The organism is Streptomyces sp. NPDC101152 (assembly GCF_044768275.1).
Lineage (GTDB): Bacteria > Actinomycetota > Actinomycetes > Streptomycetales > Streptomycetaceae > Streptomyces.
In genome coordinates this window covers 1-19249 of sequence record NZ_JBIWPO010000021.1, presented here as the reverse complement: position 1 = coordinate 19249, position 19249 = coordinate 1, and the positions used below count along the sequence as shown (strand labels likewise).

Annotated in this window: 16 protein-coding genes and 2 pseudogenes; 7 read left to right on the top strand and 11 right to left on the bottom strand. The window is 70.3% G+C overall.

All coding sequences use genetic code 11. The features are described from left to right. Window positions 1–39 precede the first annotated feature (39 nt). From ACIRVK_RS25240 to ACIRVK_RS25230, 3 genes are all read right to left on the bottom strand, one after another. Complete coding sequence (locus ACIRVK_RS25240; RefSeq protein ID WP_404250708.1) at window positions 40–948, bottom strand: M56 family metallopeptidase; 909 nt, start codon at window positions 946–948, stop codon at window positions 40–42. A 61-nt stretch (window positions 949–1009) separates the two neighbouring features. Further along, window positions 1010–1288: an LLM class flavin-dependent oxidoreductase gene (locus ACIRVK_RS25235; protein ID WP_404250706.1), complete on the bottom strand. Its 279-nt coding sequence runs from the start codon at window positions 1286–1288 to the stop codon at window positions 1010–1012. Then, window positions 1285–1434 carry a hypothetical protein gene (locus ACIRVK_RS25230; RefSeq protein WP_404250704.1) on the bottom strand — a complete coding sequence of 50 codons (150 nt, stop codon included), beginning with the start codon at window positions 1432–1434 and terminating at the stop codon, window positions 1285–1287. The genes ACIRVK_RS25235 and ACIRVK_RS25230 overlap by 4 nt, the downstream gene beginning before the upstream one ends. Between ACIRVK_RS25230 and ACIRVK_RS25225 the strand changes: the two genes are divergently transcribed. Beyond that, window positions 1429–1728 (top strand): hypothetical protein, encoded by a 300-nt coding sequence (locus ACIRVK_RS25225; protein WP_404250702.1) that lies wholly within the window; start codon window positions 1429–1431, stop codon window positions 1726–1728. The two genes, ACIRVK_RS25230 and ACIRVK_RS25225, sit on opposite strands and share 6 nt — an antisense overlap. A 347-nt stretch (window positions 1729–2075) precedes the next feature. On the opposite strand, the gene ACIRVK_RS25220 is transcribed toward ACIRVK_RS25225, so the two are convergent. Next, complete coding sequence (locus ACIRVK_RS25220; RefSeq protein WP_404250700.1) at window positions 2076–2804, bottom strand: SDR family oxidoreductase; 729 nt, start codon at window positions 2802–2804, stop codon at window positions 2076–2078. Window positions 2805–2880: 76 nt separating this feature from the next. Here ACIRVK_RS25220 and ACIRVK_RS25215 point away from each other — a divergent pair, with 76 nt between their 5' ends. The 3 genes from ACIRVK_RS25215 (at window position 2881) to ACIRVK_RS25205 (ending at window position 4621) form a co-directional block, all read left to right on the top strand. Beyond that, window positions 2881–3258 (top strand): MerR family DNA-binding transcriptional regulator, encoded by a 378-nt coding sequence (locus ACIRVK_RS25215; protein ID WP_404250698.1) that lies wholly within the window; start codon window positions 2881–2883, stop codon window positions 3256–3258. Between the two features lie 689 nt (window positions 3259–3947). Next, a complete protein-coding gene (locus ACIRVK_RS25210; protein WP_404250696.1) occupies window positions 3948–4211 on the top strand; it encodes a type II toxin-antitoxin system VapB family antitoxin in 264 nt (87 codons plus the stop codon). Next, window positions 4208–4621: a PIN domain nuclease gene (locus tag ACIRVK_RS25205; protein ID WP_404250694.1), complete on the top strand. Its 414-nt coding sequence runs from the start codon at window positions 4208–4210 to the stop codon at window positions 4619–4621. The genes ACIRVK_RS25210 and ACIRVK_RS25205 overlap by 4 nt, the downstream gene beginning before the upstream one ends. A gap of 118 nt (window positions 4622–4739) precedes the next feature. On the opposite strand, the gene ACIRVK_RS25200 is transcribed toward ACIRVK_RS25205, so the two are convergent. Beyond that, window positions 4740–6203 carry an aldehyde dehydrogenase family protein gene (locus ACIRVK_RS25200; RefSeq protein WP_404250692.1) on the bottom strand — a complete coding sequence of 488 codons (1464 nt, stop codon included), beginning with the start codon at window positions 6201–6203 and terminating at the stop codon, window positions 4740–4742. Window positions 6204–6339: 136 nt separating this feature from the next. Between ACIRVK_RS25200 and ACIRVK_RS25195 the strand changes: the two genes are divergently transcribed. Continuing rightward, window positions 6340–8811, top strand: coding sequence for a SpoIIE family protein phosphatase (locus ACIRVK_RS25195; RefSeq protein ID WP_404250690.1), 2472 nt, complete (start codon window positions 6340–6342; stop codon window positions 8809–8811). Window positions 8812–8999: 188 nt separating this feature from the next. On the opposite strand, the pseudogene ACIRVK_RS25190 reads toward ACIRVK_RS25195, so the two are convergent. The 3 genes and pseudogenes from ACIRVK_RS25190 to ACIRVK_RS25180 form a co-directional block, all read right to left on the bottom strand. Continuing rightward, window positions 9000–9587: pseudogene (locus ACIRVK_RS25190) on the bottom strand (MFS transporter); the annotation flags it as partial. A 295-nt stretch (window positions 9588–9882) separates the two neighbouring features. Next, window positions 9883–11232 (bottom strand): hypothetical protein, encoded by a 1350-nt coding sequence (locus tag ACIRVK_RS25185; RefSeq protein WP_404250688.1) that lies wholly within the window; start codon window positions 11230–11232, stop codon window positions 9883–9885. A 620-nt stretch (window positions 11233–11852) separates the two neighbouring features. Continuing rightward, complete coding sequence (locus ACIRVK_RS25180; protein ID WP_404250686.1) at window positions 11853–12125, bottom strand: DUF4242 domain-containing protein; 273 nt, start codon at window positions 12123–12125, stop codon at window positions 11853–11855. Window positions 12126–12426: 301 nt separating this feature from the next. Between ACIRVK_RS25180 and ACIRVK_RS25175 the strand changes: the two genes are divergently transcribed. Continuing rightward, the gene (locus ACIRVK_RS25175) at window positions 12427–14976 is read left to right on the top strand and encodes an ATP-binding protein (RefSeq protein WP_404250684.1); all 2550 of its coding nucleotides are present in this window, start codon (window positions 12427–12429) and stop codon (window positions 14974–14976) included. Window positions 14977–15091: 115 nt separating this feature from the next. Beyond that, entirely contained in the window at window positions 15092–15676 is a 585-nt protein-coding gene (locus tag ACIRVK_RS25170; RefSeq protein WP_404250682.1) for an RICIN domain-containing protein, read from the top strand. Between the two features lie 252 nt (window positions 15677–15928). Here ACIRVK_RS25170 and ACIRVK_RS25165 read toward each other — a convergent pair. The 3 genes and pseudogenes from ACIRVK_RS25165 to ACIRVK_RS25155 form a co-directional block, all read right to left on the bottom strand. Next, window positions 15929–16138 (bottom strand): annotated as a pseudogene (locus ACIRVK_RS25165) (hypothetical protein); the annotation flags it as partial. A 264-nt stretch (window positions 16139–16402) separates the two neighbouring features. Further along, window positions 16403–18190, bottom strand: a complete 1788-nt coding sequence (locus ACIRVK_RS25160; protein ID WP_404250680.1) for a cellulose binding domain-containing protein — start codon at window positions 18188–18190, stop codon at window positions 16403–16405. 322 nt (window positions 18191–18512) lie between these two features. Beyond that, complete coding sequence (locus tag ACIRVK_RS25155) at window positions 18513–18665, bottom strand: hypothetical protein (RefSeq protein ID WP_404250678.1); 153 nt, start codon at window positions 18663–18665, stop codon at window positions 18513–18515. Window positions 18666–19249: the final 584 nt, after the last annotated feature.

The following is a 19249-nucleotide window of genomic DNA, read 5'->3' as shown; positions in this document are numbered from 1 at the left end:
GATGCGCGACTGTTGGGGACAGTGCGGGTCCTGCAGGAGTCAGGGCCCGCACGCCACCAGCAAGGGAAGCAACGGAGCCGCGACGCTCGCCGCCACGATCCCCAGCCACGCCGCTCGATGCGGCCGGGGCTGCGGGGTGAGCACGCGTCGCAGCCGGATGAGGGCGCCCGAACCACCGGCTCCCAGAGCCACCTGCGGCACCCGCCCGGCCGCGACTTCGTACATCGCGGTGGCCAGGACCTCCCGGGAGTGGAACCGCAGCGCGCGGTCGTCCGCGATCATTTCCAGCAGCAGGTTCGTCTGCTCCTTGGCGAGCCGGGCGAGCGGCAGGCCCCGGAACGCGCGGGAGAACGCGTCGACGAGGACCTTCAGCAGATGATGCCGCCCCACGATGTGGGCGCGCTCGTGGTCCACCACGGCCCGCAACTGTTCCTCGGACAGGGCGTCCAGCGCCCCCTGAGTGACGACGATGTGGGAACCGCGTCCCGACAGGCAGTAGATGGCAGGGACGTCGTAGTCGACGATCGTGGCGCCGTACTCGGGCGCCGGTTCGCCGACGAGAGTGAGCAGGTCCAGCTGACGGGCGCGAGCGCGTCGAGCGCGCCAGGCGCACCGGACCAGCCAGCCGATCGGCAACAGCAGGACCGTGAGGGGGGCGGCGATGACCAGCGCGTCCCCGAAGTCGGGCGACGCCTTGCCGGCCGGAGCGTCGGCGGCCACTCCGCACGCGGTGAGCAGACCGACCAGTCCGTCATGCATGTGCTGTTCGGCCGTCACCAGGTGGTACACCGCGAGAACGGTGGCGACGACGAACGTGACCATGAGGCCCTGCCACGCGAGGACCGCGACGCCCGGCGCGCGGTGCGCCCATCGCGCACGAGCCAGCAGAGGAGGCACCGCGGCACCCACCAGGCCCGCGTATCCGGCCAGCCCCAGGGCTGTGATCATCCGCTGCTCCGCCTCTTCACCGCTCGGAGCGCCGAGCGTAGCGTGCCCACTTCTTCCGCACTCAACTGTTCCAGGATCCGGGAGCCATGCTCGGCTTCAGCCACGTCCCCAGGGAGGCATCCGCCATGTCCGGCAGGACGGCGGCGAGGATCTCCGGGGCGCAGCCCGCGAACCCCGGGGAGCCGTGATGTTCCGCTGTCCAGTAGCGGACGTATCCCAACTCCTCGGCGGCCTGCGCCAGTTCGACCGAGGCTCGCAGTGAGTCGGCCGGTGAGAAGCCCGCGCCGACGGGCGACTGGTCCAGCACCGACAGACGCAGGGCCGACGCCGCCCCGCTCATCGCGCGCCTCGCGTGATCGCCGGCACGATCCGGTAGTCCCGCTGGAAGACCAGGTTGTGCGGATCACCGGTGGCGATCGCGCGCAGCGTGGGCACCTCGGCCGCCGCCTGCTCGGGCGTGAACACGTTCAGCGGCCAGTCGTGCACCGTCGCGCCCGCCGGCTGACCGAACTGGTCGGCCAACTCACCGTTCAGTGCGACGAGTTCGCCTCCCGCTGGGCCCGCCATCCGGTACGCACCTGCACCTCGGGCGTCAAGCAGCTGCGTCACCCGCTGGTCGGCACGATGGACCTGAGCTTCGAGAACCTCGTCATCCCCGGCTCGTCCGGCCAGCGCCTGATCGCCTACACGGCCGAACCGGGCTCGCCTTCCGAGGCCGCTCTGCGCCTGCTGGGCAGCGCAGCCGCACCTGAGGTCGAGAGCACCTCCGCGGCACTGTGAGGCCAGATCGCTCTAACTGGCCGGACGGGCGAGGTACATCGCCTCCCGGCCGCTGCCTCTCAGGCTCCGCGCTGCCCGGCCAGATAGGGCAGGGACGGATACCCGAAGTCCGCCAGACGCAGATGGGCGTACGCCGCCTCCCGAACACCTCGACCAGCGCATCCGACGCGGCGTACGCCTCATCCAGTACCGCAGTCACCTCATGGACGGCTGCCTTGCCGAGACCGGGCCTGCCGTCGGACCCGCCTGATGTGCGAGACGACACCACGAGCTCAACCTCAAGTAGAGGAGTTCGAAAGGCTGATGGAGAAGCGGCCAACCGAAGTCAGTGCGGCCCGAGGGCCCCCTCAGGGGGTCATCAGCGCCGCCAGGGCGCGGTCCATCGCGGCGTTGAACTCTTCCGGCGTCAGCGGCAGGCGGGACTTGACGTCCCGACTCCACTGGTCGGCGAGGACCTCGGCGGAGCCCGCCTCGACACCGTCGAGTGCCGCGTCGACCAGGTCCGACGGAGCGATCTTGTCCACCGGCCAGCCCGCGGCCATGTCGGTGTCGGCCAGGCCGAGGTGTACCGCTGTGACGAGCGTGCCCTGCTCGGCGAGCTCCAGGCGGACGCCGTTGGTCATGGCCCAAGCGGCGGCCTTGGTGAGGTGGTAGGCATTTGCGCCCTTGCCTCCGAACCACGACATGGCGGAGAGGACGTTGACGATCGCGCCCCCGCCGTTCCTGGCGAGCGTCGGCGTGAACTCCCGGATCATTCCCAGGTGGCCGAACATGTTGGTCTCCAGTTCGTGCCGCACCGCGTCCAGCGAACCGGTCACCAGGTCGGTCCCCGTACTGATCCCCGCGTTGTTGATGAGTAGCGAGACGTCCGGGGCGGCCTCGCCGGCAGCCCTCACGGATGCGGGATCGGCGATGTCGAGGGGCAGCACCTCGACCCCGGGCAGGTCCACGGTCTCCGGTCGGCGGGCCGTGGCGTAGACCGTGCGGGCACCTCGTTCGAGCAGGCGCTGGGCGAAGGCGCGACCCAGGCCGCGGTTGGCTCCGGTGACAAGGGCGACGGAGTTCTTGATATCCATGTCAGGGACGCTAGAACCTGACGTTGGCGTCAGAGGCAAGTGCTGGTCGCCGGGACCAGGGGTGAGAGGAATCACCATGACTGTCACAGTGGCCGCGGCCGAGCAGTTGATCCGCATCGGCGAGGTGGCACGGGGTGCCGGTGTCTCGGTGCGCGCGGTGCGCTACTACGAGCAGCAAGGGCTGCTCGTGGCGGAGCGCAGCCCGTCCGGCCAGCGCCTGTACCGGCAGGACGCCATCCCCCTGGTCCGCTTCTTCCAGCAGATGTTCGCCGTCGGCCTGACCAGCCGAAGGATTGCCGAACTCCTTCCGTGCTGGGACTCCGGGCACACCGACGCCGGGCAACGAGCCATGCTGCGAGCCGAGCGCGAGCGCATCCAGGCCAAGATCGACGACCTGCAGGCCGCCCTGGATCGCCTCGACGAGGTCATCGCGATCACGGACACGCACCCGTAGCCCGGCCGACAAGACGTCTCATCAGCCATCTGGTCTCGCTGTGTTGGTTGGGGCGATGAGCAGTCGTTGAGGGGAACCGTTGTCCGGTGGCCGACGCTTTTCGGCCCTGTCTCACATTCGTCGGTGACAGAAAGTAACCACTAATGCGCCAGGTCCGAGCTCCGGGGGAGAGCAGTCGCAGACGCGTCGTCGAGGCAGGCGTGAACGGGGTCGACAGTCGCTTCACCCATGCTGGACTGGCGATGTTGCTGTCAGCCGCCGCAGCTACTTAACGTCACCACCGAATGTGAGACAGGGCCCGCTTTTCGGTGTTCGGGCAGGGCGGAGCCAGCACGGAACGAACATCTCGGGGTCATGAACCATCCGCCGCGGTTCAGGCGGACGCGGTCGTGCTGCACCAGTCGCGGGCCGGGGCAACCGATCAGGTTGTTGCCGCCGATCCGGGGACACCGCGGCCGAAGGCCAGCCGTCAGCCCCTGCGTCACCGAGGATTCTTGTTATGCCGGTGGGGCGGCTGCGCATAGTCTCCCGCCGAGAGAAGATCACCGCGGACTCGACCACCCCCTCCCCACTCCCGGGCGGTGAGGCGTGTGCAGCCCGCCCTCAGCGGGTCGCAGCCGAAGAGGATATATCAATGATCTTGTATCTTGATACACTCTTTCTGATGCACCCCAGCGGAGGAGGCCACCATGAGCCGGACGGTCATCGATCTCGACGACGAGGCGCTGGAAGAAGCAGCCAGAGAGCTCGGCACTTCCACCAAACGCGACACCATCAACACCGCGCTGCGGGAAGTCACGGCCCGCTACCGGCGCCTGCGGGCACTCGACGAAGCCCGCGAACTGGTGGCCGAGGGCGCCCTGGACATCGACCTGCTCCTGGACAAGCGCACATACCGCCCCACGAGCGCGGGCGCGGCAACCGATGGCGACGAGCCCGGAGCGGACGCGTGACCGTCGCCGACTACCTCATCGACACCTCCGCCCTCGCCCGTGTCCTGCTCCGCCACAACACCACCGAATGGGACGACAGGATCGCCGCCGGCCTCGTCGCGATCTGTGACCTCACCGAACTGGAAGTCCTCTACTCGGCACGCTCCGCCACGGACCGCACCCGCTTGAAAGCAGCCCTCGACGCCCACTACGCCTGGTGCCCCATGCCCGACGGCGTCTACCGCCGCTCCCGCATCGTCCAGGAACAGCTGACCGCCAAGGGAGAACACCGCAGCGCGGGCCCCGTCGACCTCCTGGTGGCCGCCGCGGCCGAGGAAGCCGGGCTCACCCTCCTCCACTACGACCGCGACTTCGAAACCATCGCCCGCACGACAGGTCAGCCGGTCCGCACGATCGACCTCAGGCGGTAGAACTCGCGCGGCGCCGACGGCCACCGAGCTTCTGACCCTGACGATCAGTCCGCGGTGACCTGGATCGTCTACCGACACCCATCGTCACCCTCGCTGGTGCCGTCAGTCGTCCCCGCAATCACACGGAACCCAGGACCGTCATCCAGCGCCACTGGGTGAACTGCTCCAGGTTGGCGGTGCCGCCGATGCGGGAGCCGTTGCCCGACGCTCCCATCCCGCCGAAGGGGGCGTTCGCGGCGTCCTTGGCGGAAACGTCGTTGAGGTGCACCATGCCGGTGCGCAACTGCTCGGCGATGGCCACGGCCCTCGAGGTCGAACCGGAGTGCACGGCCGCCGTCAGGCCGTATTCGGTGTCGTTGGCGATCTCGACGGCCTCATCGTCGGTACGGAAGGCGACGAGGGGAGCGACCGGCCCGAAGATCTCCTCGGTGAAGGCGGGCATGGTCCGCTCGACGCGGTCCAGAACGGTGGGCGGGTAGAACAGCCCGTCCCGGCGTCCGCCCGCCAGTACCCGTGCGCCGGCGGCCACGCTCTCGTCCACGATGCGTTCGATCCTCGCGGCCTGGCCCTCGCTGATCACAGGACCGAGGGCCACTCCCTCCTCGCGCGGGTCGCCGACCCGCAGCGCACCCGCCTGCCTGAGCAGCGCCTCCGTGTAGGGCTTCACGACGTCGGCGTGCACCAGGTGACGTCCGGCGGCGACGCAGGCCTGCCCCTGGTAGCCGAAGGAGCTCATCGCCCCGGCTGCCGCGGCGGCGTCGATGTCCGCGTCGTCGAGCACGACGATCGAGTTCTTGCCGCCCAGTTCCAGGGCCACCCGCTTGAGCCCGTCGCCCGCGGCGCGAGCGACCGCCCGTCCCGCCTCGGTGGAGCCGGTGAAGACGACCAGGGCGACGTGGGGGTCGGCCACGACCGCCTCACCGGTGCCGGGGCCTCCGGGCAGGACGTGGAGCAGCCCCTCGGGCAGTCCGGCCTCCTCGAACAGCCGCGCCACGACGACACCGCCGGACACGGGTGTGTGGGGATCGGGCTTGAGCAGAACGGCGTTACCCAGCACGAGTGCGGGGGCCAGGGCCCGCATGGCGAAAAGCAAGGGGGCGTTCCAGGGGTTGACGACGCCGACCACCCCCAGCGGGACCCGCCATGCGTAACTGGTCTGGGCGGGTGCCGACGGGCTCAGGATCTCGCCTCGGGGCAGCGACGCGAGTCCGGCAGCCTGCGCGAGCTGGCTGAGTCCGGCCGCGATCTCGTAGTCGCCCTTCGCCGGGACGCCGCCGGACTCCCTGACGATCCACTCGCGAATCGCATCGGCGTTGTCGCGCAATGCCCGGGCGGCGCGGAGCAGGACCTCGGCGCGCTCCTGGGGCACCGCCTCGGCCCAGGCCCGCTGGGCACGGGCGGCCAGGGCGCCGGCCCGGGCGACATCCGTGGGCGCTGCCACACCCACCTCAGCCAGCCGCTCCCCCGTGGCGGGTTCGTTCACCGGCTGAACACCGCCCTGGGACTGCCGCCAACCGCCGCTGTAGATCTTCCCGGTCCATTCAGCCGCGTCCGGCCACGTCTCCTTGCCGGTGACGATCATGGCACGACCCTCCAGCCCCGATGCATTGGTCTCTCTTTTGCATTTATGCCCTTATCGAGGATATATGTCCGACCATCCCCCCTGGGTTGCTCGTGGCCGGGCCGGGACGCACGGTGGAAAGACCGAAGTGAGGCGGATGAACGCGATGACGGGTTCTGACACCGTCGGCGACGACCGGGCGGCGTGGCGGCCGGACGACCCCATCGACGAGTCGGCAACGGCCCAAGCCCGCGTGGACTCGAACGGCATCGTGACCGGGTGGAGCGAGGGAGCACGGCGGCTGCTCGGATACCGGTCCACTGAGATCATCGGCCGGCCCGGCGCATCATTGCTCGCAGGGGAGCCGCCGCCCGCCGAGACGCTTCGTTCCCTGAAAACACTGCCGAGGTGGAACGGGACGGCGACTCTCCTGCACCGGGACGGCCACCACCTCGCGGTGAACCTGCTGGCCCACCGCGGGGAGCGCGACGGCGAGGAGAAAGGAGGCGGCGAGTGGCTCCTGGTCTCCCCCCTGGCCCGGCCGGCGTCGCCGCTCCACGACGACGCGCTGGTGATGTGGGCGTTCACCCGGTCCCCGTTCACGACGGCGCTCTACGACGCCGGCCTGCGGCTGCGGCGGGCCAACGCGGACATGGAGCGGGTGATCGGTCTGCCCGAAGCGGCGATGCAGGGGCTGCGCGTGTCGGAGATCGTGGTCGACCCGGAGAGCGACCGGACGGAACAGTGTATGCGGCGGGCGCTGGTGACCGGCGAACAGCAGCATCTGCAGCAGTCCCTGCACCTGGCGGGGCATGAGAGCGAGAGCGTCTGGACGACGTTGCTCACCCCCCTGCGGGACGCCGAGGGAACGATACGGGGAGTGCTCCTTTCCGCACACGACATGACCGAGGAGCACCTGGCCCGAGGGCGCCTGGCCCTGCTCAACGCGGCCAGCATCCGCATCGGCAGCACCCTGGACCTCGCCCGGACCGCGCAGGAACTCGCCGATGTGGCCATCCCCCAACTCGCGGACTTCGTCACCGTCGACCTGCTTCCCGCCATCGAAGGCGGCGACGACCCACGCGCCGGCTCGCCACCCAGCCCCGTCATGCTGCGCCGTGTCGCCTACCAGTCGGTCCTGGAGGGTTGCCCCGAGGTCGTCGTGAAGCGCGGAACAGTGGCCGCGTACCCGGACGATTCGACTGCGGCCAGGTGCCTGACCACCGGCCGGCCGCTTATCGAGAACGTGACAGCTTCCGCGATGGACCGGGTGGCGAGCCAGACTCCGGACCGGGCCGAGCGGATGCGACGCTACGGCTTTCACTCCGTGCTGGCCGTGCCGATGCGCGCCCGCGGCATCACCCTCGGCGTGGCCACGTTCTCCCGCCACCGGAACCCGGAACCCTTCGAGCAGGACGACCTGCTCCTGGGCGAGGAGATCACCGCCAGGGCCGCCGTCTGCATCGACAACGCCCGCCGCTACAGCCGCGAGCGCCGCACCTCCCTCACTCTTCAGAGCAGTCTCCTGCCGCAGCAGCTGCCCCCGCAGGCCGCCGTCGACGTCGCCTCCCGCTACCTACCCGCCAGCACGCAAGCCGGCGTCGGCGGCGACTGGTTCGACGTGATCCCGCTGTCCGGCGCCCGGGTCGCGCTCGTCGTCGGCGACGTCGTCGGCCACGGCATCCAGGCCTCGGCCGCCATGGGACGACTGCGCACCGCCGTGCGCACCCTTGCCGATGTCGACCTTCCGCCCGACGAGCTGCTGACCCACCTGGACGACATGGTCATCCACCTGTCCGCGGAGGCCGAAAGCACGGCCGGCATCGTCGGCGACATCGGCGCGACCTGCCTGTACGCCGTCTACGACCCGGTCTCCCGGCGCTGCGCCATGGCTCGCGCGGGCCACCCCGTACCCGCGCTGGCGGCCCCGGACGGCGCCGTCGTGTTCCCCGACATACCTGCGGGCCCGCCGCTGGGGCTTGGCGGCCTGCCCTTCGAAGTCACCGAGCTCGAGCTGGCCGAAGGAAGCATCCTCGCGCTGTACACCGATGGCCTCATCGAGGCCCGCGGCCACGACATCGACGAAGGTCTCGACGCACTGCGCAAGGTGCTGGCCCGGCCGGCCTCGTCCTTGGAGAGCACCTGCGACACCGTGCTTCAGACGCTTCTCCCGGACCACCCCGCCGATGACGTGGCGCTGTTGATAGCCCGCACCCGCGCTCTGGACGCGGCCCATGTCGCCACCTGGGACGTGCCACCCGATCCCTCAGCGGTCGCCGAGACCCGCAAGAACGCCACCCGTCAGCTGTCCGCCTGGGGCCTGGACGAGGCCGCCTTCGTCACCGAACTGGTCGTCAGTGAACTCGTCACCAACGCCATCCGTTACGGCGGCGCCCCCATTCAGCTCCGGCTCATCCGCGACCGCAACCTCATCTGCGAAGTCTCCGACGCCAGCAACACCACTCCCCATCTGCGCCGCGCGCGCACCTTCGACGAAGGCGGCCGCGGCCTGCTCCTCGTCGCTCAGCTCACCCAGGGCTGGGGTACTCGCCAGACGTACACCGGCAAGACGATCTGGGCCGAACAGGCCCTCTCCCCGCGTTCTTCACCGTCGACGAAGACGGACTGATCGATGCCGCAGTCCTGCTGCTTCAAGTCCTTTGAGGATCCTGACGGCCCTTGAGGATCTTGGCGGCCCTTCCCGCGTCGAGCCAGGCGGCCCGCCACCGCACCTCACCGGGTCGCCGCCCGTCCGGACGTACGGCCCTGTCCTCGTCAGGAGCGGCCAGGTCGGCGCGGGGTTCGTACCGTCGCGAGTCACTGCGCACTCGACCGCGCACCACGCAGGAACACGGCGCTGGTCAGGGCGCCGAGGACAACGAGGGCGGCGTTGACCGCGATGGCCGTCTTCAGTCCGCCGAGGATGGCCGACGCTCCCGTGCCGGTCATCGCGGCGGTCGCGATGGCGCTCATGATCGGCGTGCCCATGGTGATGCCGATCTGCTGGATCATGGTCGCGAGCCCCGTGGCCAGGCCCTGTTCGTGGTCGGCGAGACCGGAGGTGGCGGTGACCATGAATCCGACGAGGACGAGCATGTTGCCCACACCCCCGGCGAAAGCGGCGACGAGCAGCAGCCACAGCGAGGAGTGAGTGGCGCCGAGGCCGAGCAGAGCGGCCGTGAACACGGTCTGCAGCACACCGCCGGTGATCAGCGTCTGCTTGCTGCCGATCTTTCCGATGACCTTCGGAGCGACAGACCCGCCGACGACCGTGCCGATACCCAACACACCGAAGGACAGACCGGCGGCCAGCGGGGAGAAGCCGAGCACCTCCTGGAGGTACAGGGTCAGCAGGAAGACCAGGGAGGTCTCGGTGAGGAAGGCGATCAGACCGGCGACGTTGCCCTCAAGGCCCCGTTCGGCGACCGCGATTTCGGCCCGCTCCGCCCGTACCTCGGCCGGCTGCTTGGCCGGCTGATGTTCGAGTTCGTCCAGTTCCGCACGCCGTGCGGCGATCCGATCCAGCAGCTCGGGATCCAGCATGCACAGGATCGCAGAAGGCCCACGGCCACCACCTGGCCGACGCCGGATGAGGAAATCCGCGCCGTCCAGCAGGCATGGGCTGCAGTCGGCGCAGCCTGGTCACCCAGACTTGCCAGAACGTCGAAAGCCGAGATGCCGCACGTCTCCCGGAACCCGTTCAGCGCGTCAGACTGGTGATCTGCGCGATGGCCGGGCTGTTGCCGGGGAACATGCTCACGCCGGTCCTCGTGACGCCGACGCCGGTCACGAAGGTGTTGATCGTGTTGTCCACGTCCTCCCACGCGACCACCGCGCCGCCGCCGGCCGCCGGGGCGATCGCCGGGCTGGTGCCGGCCGGGAACGCGAAGCCGATGGTGGTCGCGGTGCCGGTCGAGGTCAGGGTCTGGACAGTGCCGTCGGAACCGTTGACAGCGATGTCGATCTCGCCGGAGGGCAGGGTCGTGATCGCCGGGCTGGTGCCCGCCGCCGCGGTCAGCGGGGTCGGGAAGGTCTGCGCGTGGGCGTGGTCAGCGGTGCGCACGCTGTGGTCCGGGGCCTGGTACACGATCTCGTAGGCGTCCTTCTGGTTCGGGATGTACGTGATCGCGGGGCTCGTCCCCGGCGCGACCGGCGCGTGCGGCGTGCCGTACCCGCCGAACCCGGTCACGGGGTCGATGACGGCCAGGTTGCCGTTCGGGTCGACGTATGCGATCGCGACGCCGGCGGACGTCAGGGTCACGCTCGGGCTGGTGCCCTGGGCCATCCCGAAGCCGACGCTGCGTCCACCGGTGACGGAGGAGTAGGTCCACAAGGCGCCGGTGTTGGCCTGGAACGCGACAGTGAAGCTGCTCGCGCCCGTGGCTGTGATGCTCGGACCGGTCCCCGCCGCCATTCCGAGGCCGGTGTCGGTCGCGGTGCCGTCCGGCGCCACCACCCACAGGTCGCCGTTGGCGCCTTGGTAGGCGGCCTCGTAGTCGGCGCCGACATTGAACAGTGACACCCGGGTGCCGGACTTGACCGGGGCGCCCGTGCTCCGGGCCTCGGAGTGGATCTGCGTCTTGGTCTCGGTGCCCGAGGCATCGGGGAAGGCGATTGTCGCGCCGGCCAGACCGTTCACGGTGAACGCCGGCTCCACGGTGGCCGACTGTTCGTCCAGTGCGGTTTCGCCGAACCGGGTGGCGACGCTCAGCGTCCACGTCGCCGTGCTCGGCCCGGGCTGCGAGAGCGTCACGGTGCGGCTGCCGGACGTCGTCACGGCTTCGTCGCCCTGGAAGCCGGGTCCGGAGATCCGCTCGGAGATGATCGCCGGATTGCAGCCGGCGATGTTGACGACGTGCCAGCCGACGTTCACCGAGCCACCGGACACGACCGTCGTCGGGTTCAGCATGATGTTGCCGGCCGGGTCGCAGTCGGCGACCGTCGTCGGCGAGGCCCCTGCGGGCCCTGCCGCTACGGCCAGGCTCCCGGCGGTCAGCACCAGAATTGCGGCGGCGCCGAGGCGACCGGCCCGCACCGATGGAACACGCATGGCTGTACTCCTTTTCGAGGTGTTCCGCGGCGACGGTGCCGCGGTGTCGTTCTTCACTCCCGTCCGGTGCGCTGAAATGGCGCTGGATCCGGTCCAAAACCGCCGGTGGCGGGCCGAAGGCGGGTGGCGGCGAGGTCCGCGGACCGCGTCACGAGTACGAGTCCGACGTCGGAACCGGAGCGCCGCGCAGCCGCCGAGCCGATCTCTCAGACGGGGGCGGCTCGGCCCAGCACCGGACGCTCCGCAGGCTGGTCGTCAGGAGAGCGGCCGGCTACCAGGCCTGTGTGTCGTGACCGCCGGCGGCCGCCTTCTCAGGTGGCGAGCAGTTCGGCGGGGAGCCGGGCCGTGGCGGCTCCCCGCGACGCGAAACGCTCGGGCCCGGCCCTGGTCGCGGCTCGGGCGGTGCGATGGGGCGGTGCGTCGAGGTCCGCGAGGTGCATAACCGCCGCCGCGGTGCGCGGGTGGTGCTGTTGCGTGCTGCCGCACCGCATCACAGGCCTGCGATCCCGCCGAGCGTCCGGTTTCCGGCATCGATGTCGCGGGCGGCACCATCGCGGCCACCCCGGGGCGCCGAAGCCGCCGGCGACCCTGGGCAGTGCCAGCCGACAATGAGCCGAGGCTCAGTGGTAGAAGTACGGATCCAGGACCCTGACCTCGGTGATCTGGTCGGCCGGCAGACCGGAAGCGTCCGCAGCCCTCCGGATGGCGTCCTCGGACGGCCCGTCGTACACGCAGCACGTCACGCTCTTGTCGATGCTCACATAGGAGTGGACCCAGGTGACCCCGAGTTCGGCGTTGGTGTGAACCACCATCGAGCAGCTCTTGGCGCCCTCGGCGTCGACCGGGATGTGCAGCCCTTCGGTGAAGTGCCTCTGAACGAGGTATCGCGGCATGTCCCACGCTCCCTTCTCACCACGAGCATCGTGCAGCGACGGCCTCGCCTCATCGGGAACACATCCCTATCTGTGTTCCGCTCACTCCCCATGCCAGGCCGGAGTGGCGAAGCCAGCCGCAGTTGCAGCCGAAACCGCCCCCTGCGCCGACCTCCAGACCCAGACCCAGACCCGGACCGACGATCGCGAGCGCCTTGCCGACCCCGCCCGCCTGCCGACTGAAACGATCTTCGGGCACCCGCCGGGCTTCCGCGCGGCCGCTTCCGCCTTGGCCCCGCCCATCGACACCTAGACTCCCGGCATGGGACTGCTGGAGCGTGAACATGCCATAGCTGCGTTACGGAACTGCCCGCCGGGCCGGATCGCCCTGGTCGGGGGAGAGGCGGGGATCGGCAAGACCGCGGTGGTGCGGGCGTTCTGCGAGGAGGCGGCCAGACCGGTCCTGCGCGGTGTCTGCGACGCGCTCCACACGCCGCGGCCACTCGGCCCGCTGCACGACATGGCCGCCACGGCAGGCGGTGCGCTGGCCGGGCTGGTTCGGGCGGACGGCCCTCGGCACGCTCTCTTCACCGCGCTCCTGGACGAGTTGACGGCACGTGAGTGGCTGGTCGTGGTGGAGGACGCGCACTGGGCCGACGAGGCCACCGTCGACCTGCTCGTCTTCGTCGGACGGCGGATCGCCGCGACGCGCAGCCTGCTCGTCGTCACCTACCGCGACGACGAGGTGGATTCCACCCACCCGCTGCGCAGGCTGCTGGGATCGCTCGCCACCGACCGGACCGTCGTCCGGGTCCGTCTCGCGCCGCTTTCGGTCGCGGCCGTCGCCGCACTGGCGGGCCCCGGCGACCCGCGGGACGTCGCCGATCTGCACGCCAGGACCGGCGGCAACCCCTTCTTCGTCACCGAGGCGCTCGCCGAGCCGGGACGGCGCTTACCCGAGACCGTCCGGGACGCCGTGCTGGCCCGGGCGGCCGCGCTCGGCGCCGACCGGCGGAAGGCCCTGGAAGCGGTGGCGGTCTTCCCCGACGGCGCTCCGCTGTCGCTGGTCCCGGCGCGGTCCGTCGACGCCTGCGTGGACGCCGGCATGCTCGTCGTCGAGGGAAACCACGTCCGGTTCCGACACGAGCTGGCGCGGCTGGCCGTCGAGGAGAGCACCCCGCCCGGCCGGCGGGTCGCCCTGCACCGCGACGCCCTGGACGGCCTGACCGCTGCGGGCGCGGAGCCCGCCCGGCTGGCCCACCACGCCCAAGAGGCGGACCAGGGCCCCGCGGTGTTGTGCCATGCTCCCGCGGCGGCTCGACGTGCCGCGGCGCTCGGGGCCCACCGGCAGGCCGCCGAGCACTACGCGCAGGCCTTGCGGTTCGCGGACCCGTTGCCCGCGGCGGATCGCGCCGAGCTCCTGGAGGCCTACGGCGACGCCTGTGGACGCCTGGGCCGGGACGACGAGGCCGTCGACGCCCTGCGGCAGGCCCTGGAGTGCCTGAGCGAGCGGCGCGAGCGGGCCCAGGAGGCCGCGCTGCTCGCCAGAGGCGCCTACTACCTGTGGCGCAACGGCCGGGGCGCCGAGGCGTTGGAGAACGGCCGCCTCGCCCGCGCGGCGGCCGACCGGTCACGCCCGGGGCCCGGCCAAGCCGCCGCCTATGCCTGGTTGGCCGTCCTGCTGATGCTCTCCCGGGAGATCCCTGAGGCCGTCCGGACCGGGCGCCAGGCGGCTGAGCTGGCCGAGCGGTACGGACAGCAGCACCTGCTCGCGCAGGCCCTCAACGCGGTCGGCTCAGCCCAGTGGTTCTGTGAACCCGAACTCGCGGAGGCGACCCTCGTCCGGAGTCTCGAGGCGGCCAGGAGCGTCGGCGACGACGCGGCCGTCGGTATGGCGATGACGAACATCGGCACGGGCGCAGGTGAGATCCGCCGCTACACCACCGCCGAGCCCTGGCTGCACCAAGCCATCGCCTGGTGCGGGGCCCGGGACTTCGACGCGCACCGGTCGTACGCCGCCGCTTGGTGGGCGCGCTGCCTGTTCGAGCGCGGCCGCTGGGCCGAGGCCGAGGCCGCGCTGACGGACGTCGATCCAACCGCGGGTACGTCGGCCCGGATCGTCGCCCTGACCGTGCTCGGGCGGTTGCAGGCCAGACGCGGCGACCCACGAGCCGCCGGAACGCTCGACTCCGCATGGGACCTGGCCGAGCGCACCGAATCCCTGCAACGCCTTTGGCCCGTCGCGGCGGCCCGCGCGGAGCTGGCCTGGCTGGCCGGAAGGCCGACCGACCACCTGGTCCGCCCCACCTACGAGCTGGCCGTACGGCTGGACCACGGCTGGGCGGTGGGCGAACTCGGGCAGTGGCTCGACCCGGGCCGGACACCGTGCTCTCATGCCGCGGCGGAGCCCTACCGGCTGCCCCCGGCCGAGGCCGCCGCCGCGTGGGAGGCGCTCGGCTGCCCGTACGAGGCCGGGCTGGCGCTGGCCCGCGACCCGGAGCAGCTCCCCCGGGCCCTGCACCAGCTGGAACGGCTCGGTGCCCGCGCCGCCGCCGACCGGATCGCCGAACAGCTGCGCCGGCAGGGCCGACGTGCGCCCCGCCGGTCCACGCTCAGCCACCCCGACGGGCTGACCGCCCGGCAGGCCGAGGTGCTCGCGCTGCTCGAGGCGGGTCTGCGCGACACGGAGATCGCGCAGCGGCTGCACATCTCCACAAAGACAGTCGGCCACCACGTCTCCGCCGTCCTGGCCAAACTCGGCGTGCGCAGCCGACGCGACGTGACCAGGCGTAGGGAGATCGTCGCCCCGGGATGGGGAGCGGCTCCCGATGTCCCGCCGCACCGCGCGCCGGACACTGGTTCCCGTCCATGAGAGCGGGCGACGGACCGGCGGTCTTCCGTACCGCCGTTCCACCGCCGCCGGCGCACCGTTCGGGCGCGACGAGGCGGTGACGTCCCGTCACTTTCACTACGGGAGGGGAAACCAAATGACCAGAACGAGGACGGGAAGCGCCGGGATCCTACTGGCCGGCGTCCTGGTGGCGGGGGCCGCGCTGACCGGGGCGGGGTCAGCCCAGGCCGCCGGCGCCGTACCGGCGGCACCGCACGCCGCCGGCCGGGCGCCGGGCGGGACGCGGCCGGCGGCGGCCCAGAACTACACCATCGTCAACGACCACGCCGGCAAGTGCGCCGAGGTCGACGGCAACGGCCGCTTAGACCCCGGCACGCTCGTCCACGAGTGGTCTTGCGACGGCGAGCTGAACCAGGTGTGGCGGCCGATCGACCTCGGCAACGGGTTCTTCCTGCTGGAGAACACCGGCAGCGGCTACTGCATGAGCGTGACCGAACCCGTCGACGGCGCCCAGCTCGACCAGGAGGCGTGCAACGCCTCCCTCCCGCAGGAGTCCTGGCAGCTGCGGCCCGCCGACGGGTTCGGCCACCTGTGGCTGGCCTCCGGGCTGAGCAGCGAGTGCATCGCGCTGTTCCCCAACACGTCCAAGAACGGCACCGCCGTCGTGATCAACGGTTGTAGCACCACCAGTGGACAGTTCTGGCACCTCTCCCAGGCCTGACCACGGCTGAAAACCCCGTCCGACACCAAGCCTCGCCTTTCGATGTTCTGGCAGGTCTGCGTGATCTCGCCACTCTTGATCACGGACACGAGGTGGATCGCGCGTTGTTCGGCGATACGAGAGCTGTGCAGGGCCTTGCCGTCCAGGGCCACGGCCTCGCCGGGGTCGGCAAGGTGGGCGCGCCAGGCGCCGACGGCGGTGTCGATCGTGCAGGTGGGGTGGGAGTTCGGCGGCATGTCGGGCGATCGCGGAGAGGGTGCGGGCACCGGCGAGTACGGCCAGGGTGCACAGCGCGGGCATCGAGCCGAGACGGTAGCGGCGGCCCTGGCGGCGCCGGGGATCGGGCAGGCCGTCCAGGACCTCGGCGAGGTCGACCGCCTGGTCGAGGCCGGCGGAGTCGAGGGAGGCGGCCGCATCGTGGTCGCGGTGGCGCTCGAGCGCGATGATCGAGGATGATGGCATCGGAAGCGGTTGTTGTTGATGAGGCGTCAGACACCTTGATCATCAACGACCGCTTCCACCGTTCTCCGACCGGCCCCCAAGCGCAACGTTGCCGTACCCGTCGCCGGGTCGGCGGTCGTGCCCCTGATCAGCGGTCTACCGGTGCCTCCGATGCCCGGTGACACCACCCCCCGGATCATCCGTGCGACAGGGGGACTCAGTCATGCCGGGCCCGGAGGCCGGGAGCCCCATTTCCGGGGCCACCAAATAGGTAACGGGGCGCGGCTAACTGCCGCAGCGCACGCCGTTGAGGGCGTACCAGGTGGGCTGGGCCACTTTCTGGACGGAGCCGGCGGTGACGAAGCCGAAGGGCAGGGTGCCTCCCGCGGGAATGGTCTTGTCGTAGCTCACGGCTCGGGCGGTGATGGTGTCGCCGTCCTGACTGCGGGTCAGGTTCCAGCTGTTGGTCACGCGGGTGTTGGCCGGGAGACCGAAGGTGATCGTCCAGTTCCTGGTGGCGGGGCCGTGGTTGGTGATCTTGACGTTCTCGACGTAGCCGCCGTACCAGGACGAGCCGGTGCTGGCGGTCACGGTGCACGAGGCGCTGGGGGTGGAGCCGGCGGAGAGCTTCAGGATCGTGATGGAGTAGGGCGGCAGGGTCAGGCCGCGCGCGTCGAGGCCGCTGATCGGCACGAGCTTCCGGTTCGCTTCGCTGAACTGCTGCGCGGAGGTGACGCTGCCTGGGGTGAATCCGGCGTAGTCGATGCTGACCGGCTCACTGGTCTGCGCGTTGTGGTTGACGAGCATGAGGTTCAGGCCGGTCGAAGTCTTGACCGCGTAGGAGGTGACCGTGGAGCTGGAGGTGCTGGTGCCGACCATCTCGGCGCCCGGGGTGGCCAATCCGCCCACGGCCTGAAGACCGTAGTAGACGGGGAACGGGGTGTTCGCAGCGGGCTCGCACACGCTGCCGGTGCAGCCGCCGGCGGAGAGCACGCCGCCGTCGCCGAAGTCCGTCGTACCGTCGGGCAGTTTGCTGATGTTCGAGGGGCCGTTGTGCAGGTCCCACCAGTCGACGTTCGCGACTCCGTGCTGCAGGTACGTCATGTAGCTGTCGGCGGCGTAGAGGGCGGCCGGAACGGAGTCGGACTCGTAGCTCGCGTTCGTCTCGGTGATCATGATCTGCACGTTCGAGGCGTTGCTACCGGCGTACCGGTTGATCTCGGCGCGGGTGTGCGAGATCACCGAGGCGATGTGCTGGTACTGGCCCAGCAGTTGTGACTCGGAGTTCGAGCTCGGGTAGTCGTGGACGATCACGAAGTCGAGCTTGGCGCCGTCGCGCTTGAGCACGGTGGTGTTCCAGTCCGCCGTGTCGCCGTATCGGGTGGCGATCGACCCGTCGGGCCAGCTGTTGTAGGTGGTCAGCACGGCGCCGACCTTGATGCTCGGGTCGACGGCCTTCATCCGGGTGATGTAGTCCGCAATGTTGTTCGCGTAGGTTGTGGCGCCCAGAGGCTTCTTCTCCTCCTCCCAGTGCGAACCGTAGGTGCCGTCGCCAGGAATCTCGTTGCCGAGCTCCCAGTACTTGACCCCGTAGTGCTTGGTGACGTTCGCGTACTTGACCCACGCCGCCGCCTCTTCCGCGGTGCCCGAGCCGTAGTTCGCGGTGATGATCGGGCTCGCACCGGTCTTCCGCGCGATGCCCATGAAGTCGTCGAAACCGTTGTTCGGGTTGGCGTAGCCCAGCCCGTCGACCGTCGTGTTCGTCTGCCAGTGGTAGGCATCAGCGGTTGAGCCGCCGGGGTAGCGCAGTGCGTTGATGCCTGCGGTCGAGAGCGCGGGGATGATCGCACTGTCATTGAGGTGGCCGTCGAACGTCGCCGTGTTCAGGCCGTTGGCGATGTTCGAGACGGTGCCGAGGCGCTGGGTCGCGTTGACGTCGACCGCGATCGTGTTGGCCGCCTTCGCGCCCTGGGCGAACAGGAAACCGCCCGCGGTCAGCGCCAGCACGGCCGGCACACCGGCGGCGACGGCAAAGCGGCGTCGGGATTTTCTATGCAGGGGCATTGCGAGCATTCCATCCAGAAGATGATCGTCGCGCGGGGACGCGCACACCATCTAGTGGCCCCGGGTCGCCGAAAGGTTGCCGCGCACCGGAAAAAGGATGGACGGCACTCATCCACCACTCTTGCAACCCGGTCTCGAGGGGGCGGGGTGTGGACAGTGAAGTGAGGATTGCTGGTCACTGGGTGAGAATTACCTGGTCAGCGGGATGGGGGCTCCCAGGCGGTGGCTGGGTGTCCGGCGGGCCCACCATCCCGAACCCCCCGGCCACCACCGCGAAATGGCCAAAGCCTGATGCAGCAGAGGTAGGGACCTCGATGACTTCCCCGTCCGGCTACGCCGTGCCCAAGGCCCGCGCCGCCCAGTCCAGCCCGAGGCCGGCCAGCCGCTGAAGCTGTTCCTCGCCCGGCTTCGCCCGCCGCGCGCCGACCTCGACCTGGCCGGCCGCACCGTCACCTTCGACGCCCTGCACTCTCAGCACGAGCACGCCCGCTACCTCGTCGAGACGAAGAACGCCCACTACGTCGCGCTGATCAAGGACAATCACCCAAAGCTCGCGGCGTTCTGCGCGAACTGCCCTGGGCCGACATCCCGCTCGGGTACCGCACCCGCGACCGCGCGCACGGACGCGATGAGATCCGCCATCTCAAGGCCGCCACCGTGCCCAAGCGGCCGGCCTTCCCGCGCGCCGTACAGGCCCTGCAGACCGGCAAGGTCACCCTGTAGTGCGTCTACGCCCTCACCGACCTCACCGCGGCCCAGGCCACCCCGGCACGGCTGGCGAAGATCGTTCGAGGGCACTGGGGGATCGAGGCGCATCACCACGTCAGAGACGTCACGTTCGCCGAGGACGCCAGTCGCGGAGTCTCGTTCGCATGAACGAGTGGTTCTGGCTCAACACCCATGCGGGATCAGCCGGGCGTGCCCGAGGCTTTCGAGCGTGAACCGCGTCGTTCGGGCTTCTGTCTGAGCGAACCTAGTAGACTGTCGCGACTAAGTGTCTTTCTGGTTGGTGGAGTTGGGGTCGGGCAGGCTTCGTATGATGCTTGCGTTCGGCCGGGCAGGGGTGCC

What these genes read in the sequence shown, in the direction of transcription:
- ACIRVK_RS25240 (WP_404250708.1), bottom strand. Translation starts at nt 948, where the DNA reads ATGATCACAGCCCTGGGGCTGGCCGGATACGCGGGCCTGGTGGGTGCC.
- ACIRVK_RS25235 (WP_404250706.1), bottom strand. Translation starts at nt 1,288, where the DNA reads ATGAGCGGGGCGGCGTCGGCCCTGCGTCTGTCGGTGCTGGACCAGTCG.
- ACIRVK_RS25220 (WP_404250700.1), bottom strand. Translation starts at nt 2,804, where the DNA reads ATGGATATCAAGAACTCCGTCGCCCTTGTCACCGGAGCCAACCGCGGC.
- ACIRVK_RS25215 (WP_404250698.1), top strand. Translation starts at nt 2,881, where the DNA reads ATGACTGTCACAGTGGCCGCGGCCGAGCAGTTGATCCGCATCGGCGAG.
- ACIRVK_RS25210 (WP_404250696.1), top strand. Translation starts at nt 3,948, where the DNA reads ATGAGCCGGACGGTCATCGATCTCGACGACGAGGCGCTGGAAGAAGCA.
- ACIRVK_RS25200 (WP_404250692.1), bottom strand. Translation starts at nt 6,203, where the DNA reads ATGATCGTCACCGGCAAGGAGACGTGGCCGGACGCGGCTGAATGGACC.
- ACIRVK_RS25195 (WP_404250690.1), top strand. Translation starts at nt 6,340, where the DNA reads ATGAACGCGATGACGGGTTCTGACACCGTCGGCGACGACCGGGCGGCG.
- ACIRVK_RS25185 (WP_404250688.1), bottom strand. Translation starts at nt 11,232, where the DNA reads ATGCGTGTTCCATCGGTGCGGGCCGGTCGCCTCGGCGCCGCCGCAATT.
- ACIRVK_RS25180 (WP_404250686.1), bottom strand. Translation starts at nt 12,125, where the DNA reads ATGCCGCGATACCTCGTTCAGAGGCACTTCACCGAAGGGCTGCACATC.
- ACIRVK_RS25175 (WP_404250684.1), top strand. Translation starts at nt 12,427, where the DNA reads ATGGGACTGCTGGAGCGTGAACATGCCATAGCTGCGTTACGGAACTGC.
- ACIRVK_RS25170 (WP_404250682.1), top strand. Translation starts at nt 15,092, where the DNA reads ATGACCAGAACGAGGACGGGAAGCGCCGGGATCCTACTGGCCGGCGTC.
- ACIRVK_RS25160 (WP_404250680.1), bottom strand. Translation starts at nt 18,190, where the DNA reads ATGCTCGCAATGCCCCTGCATAGAAAATCCCGACGCCGCTTTGCCGTC.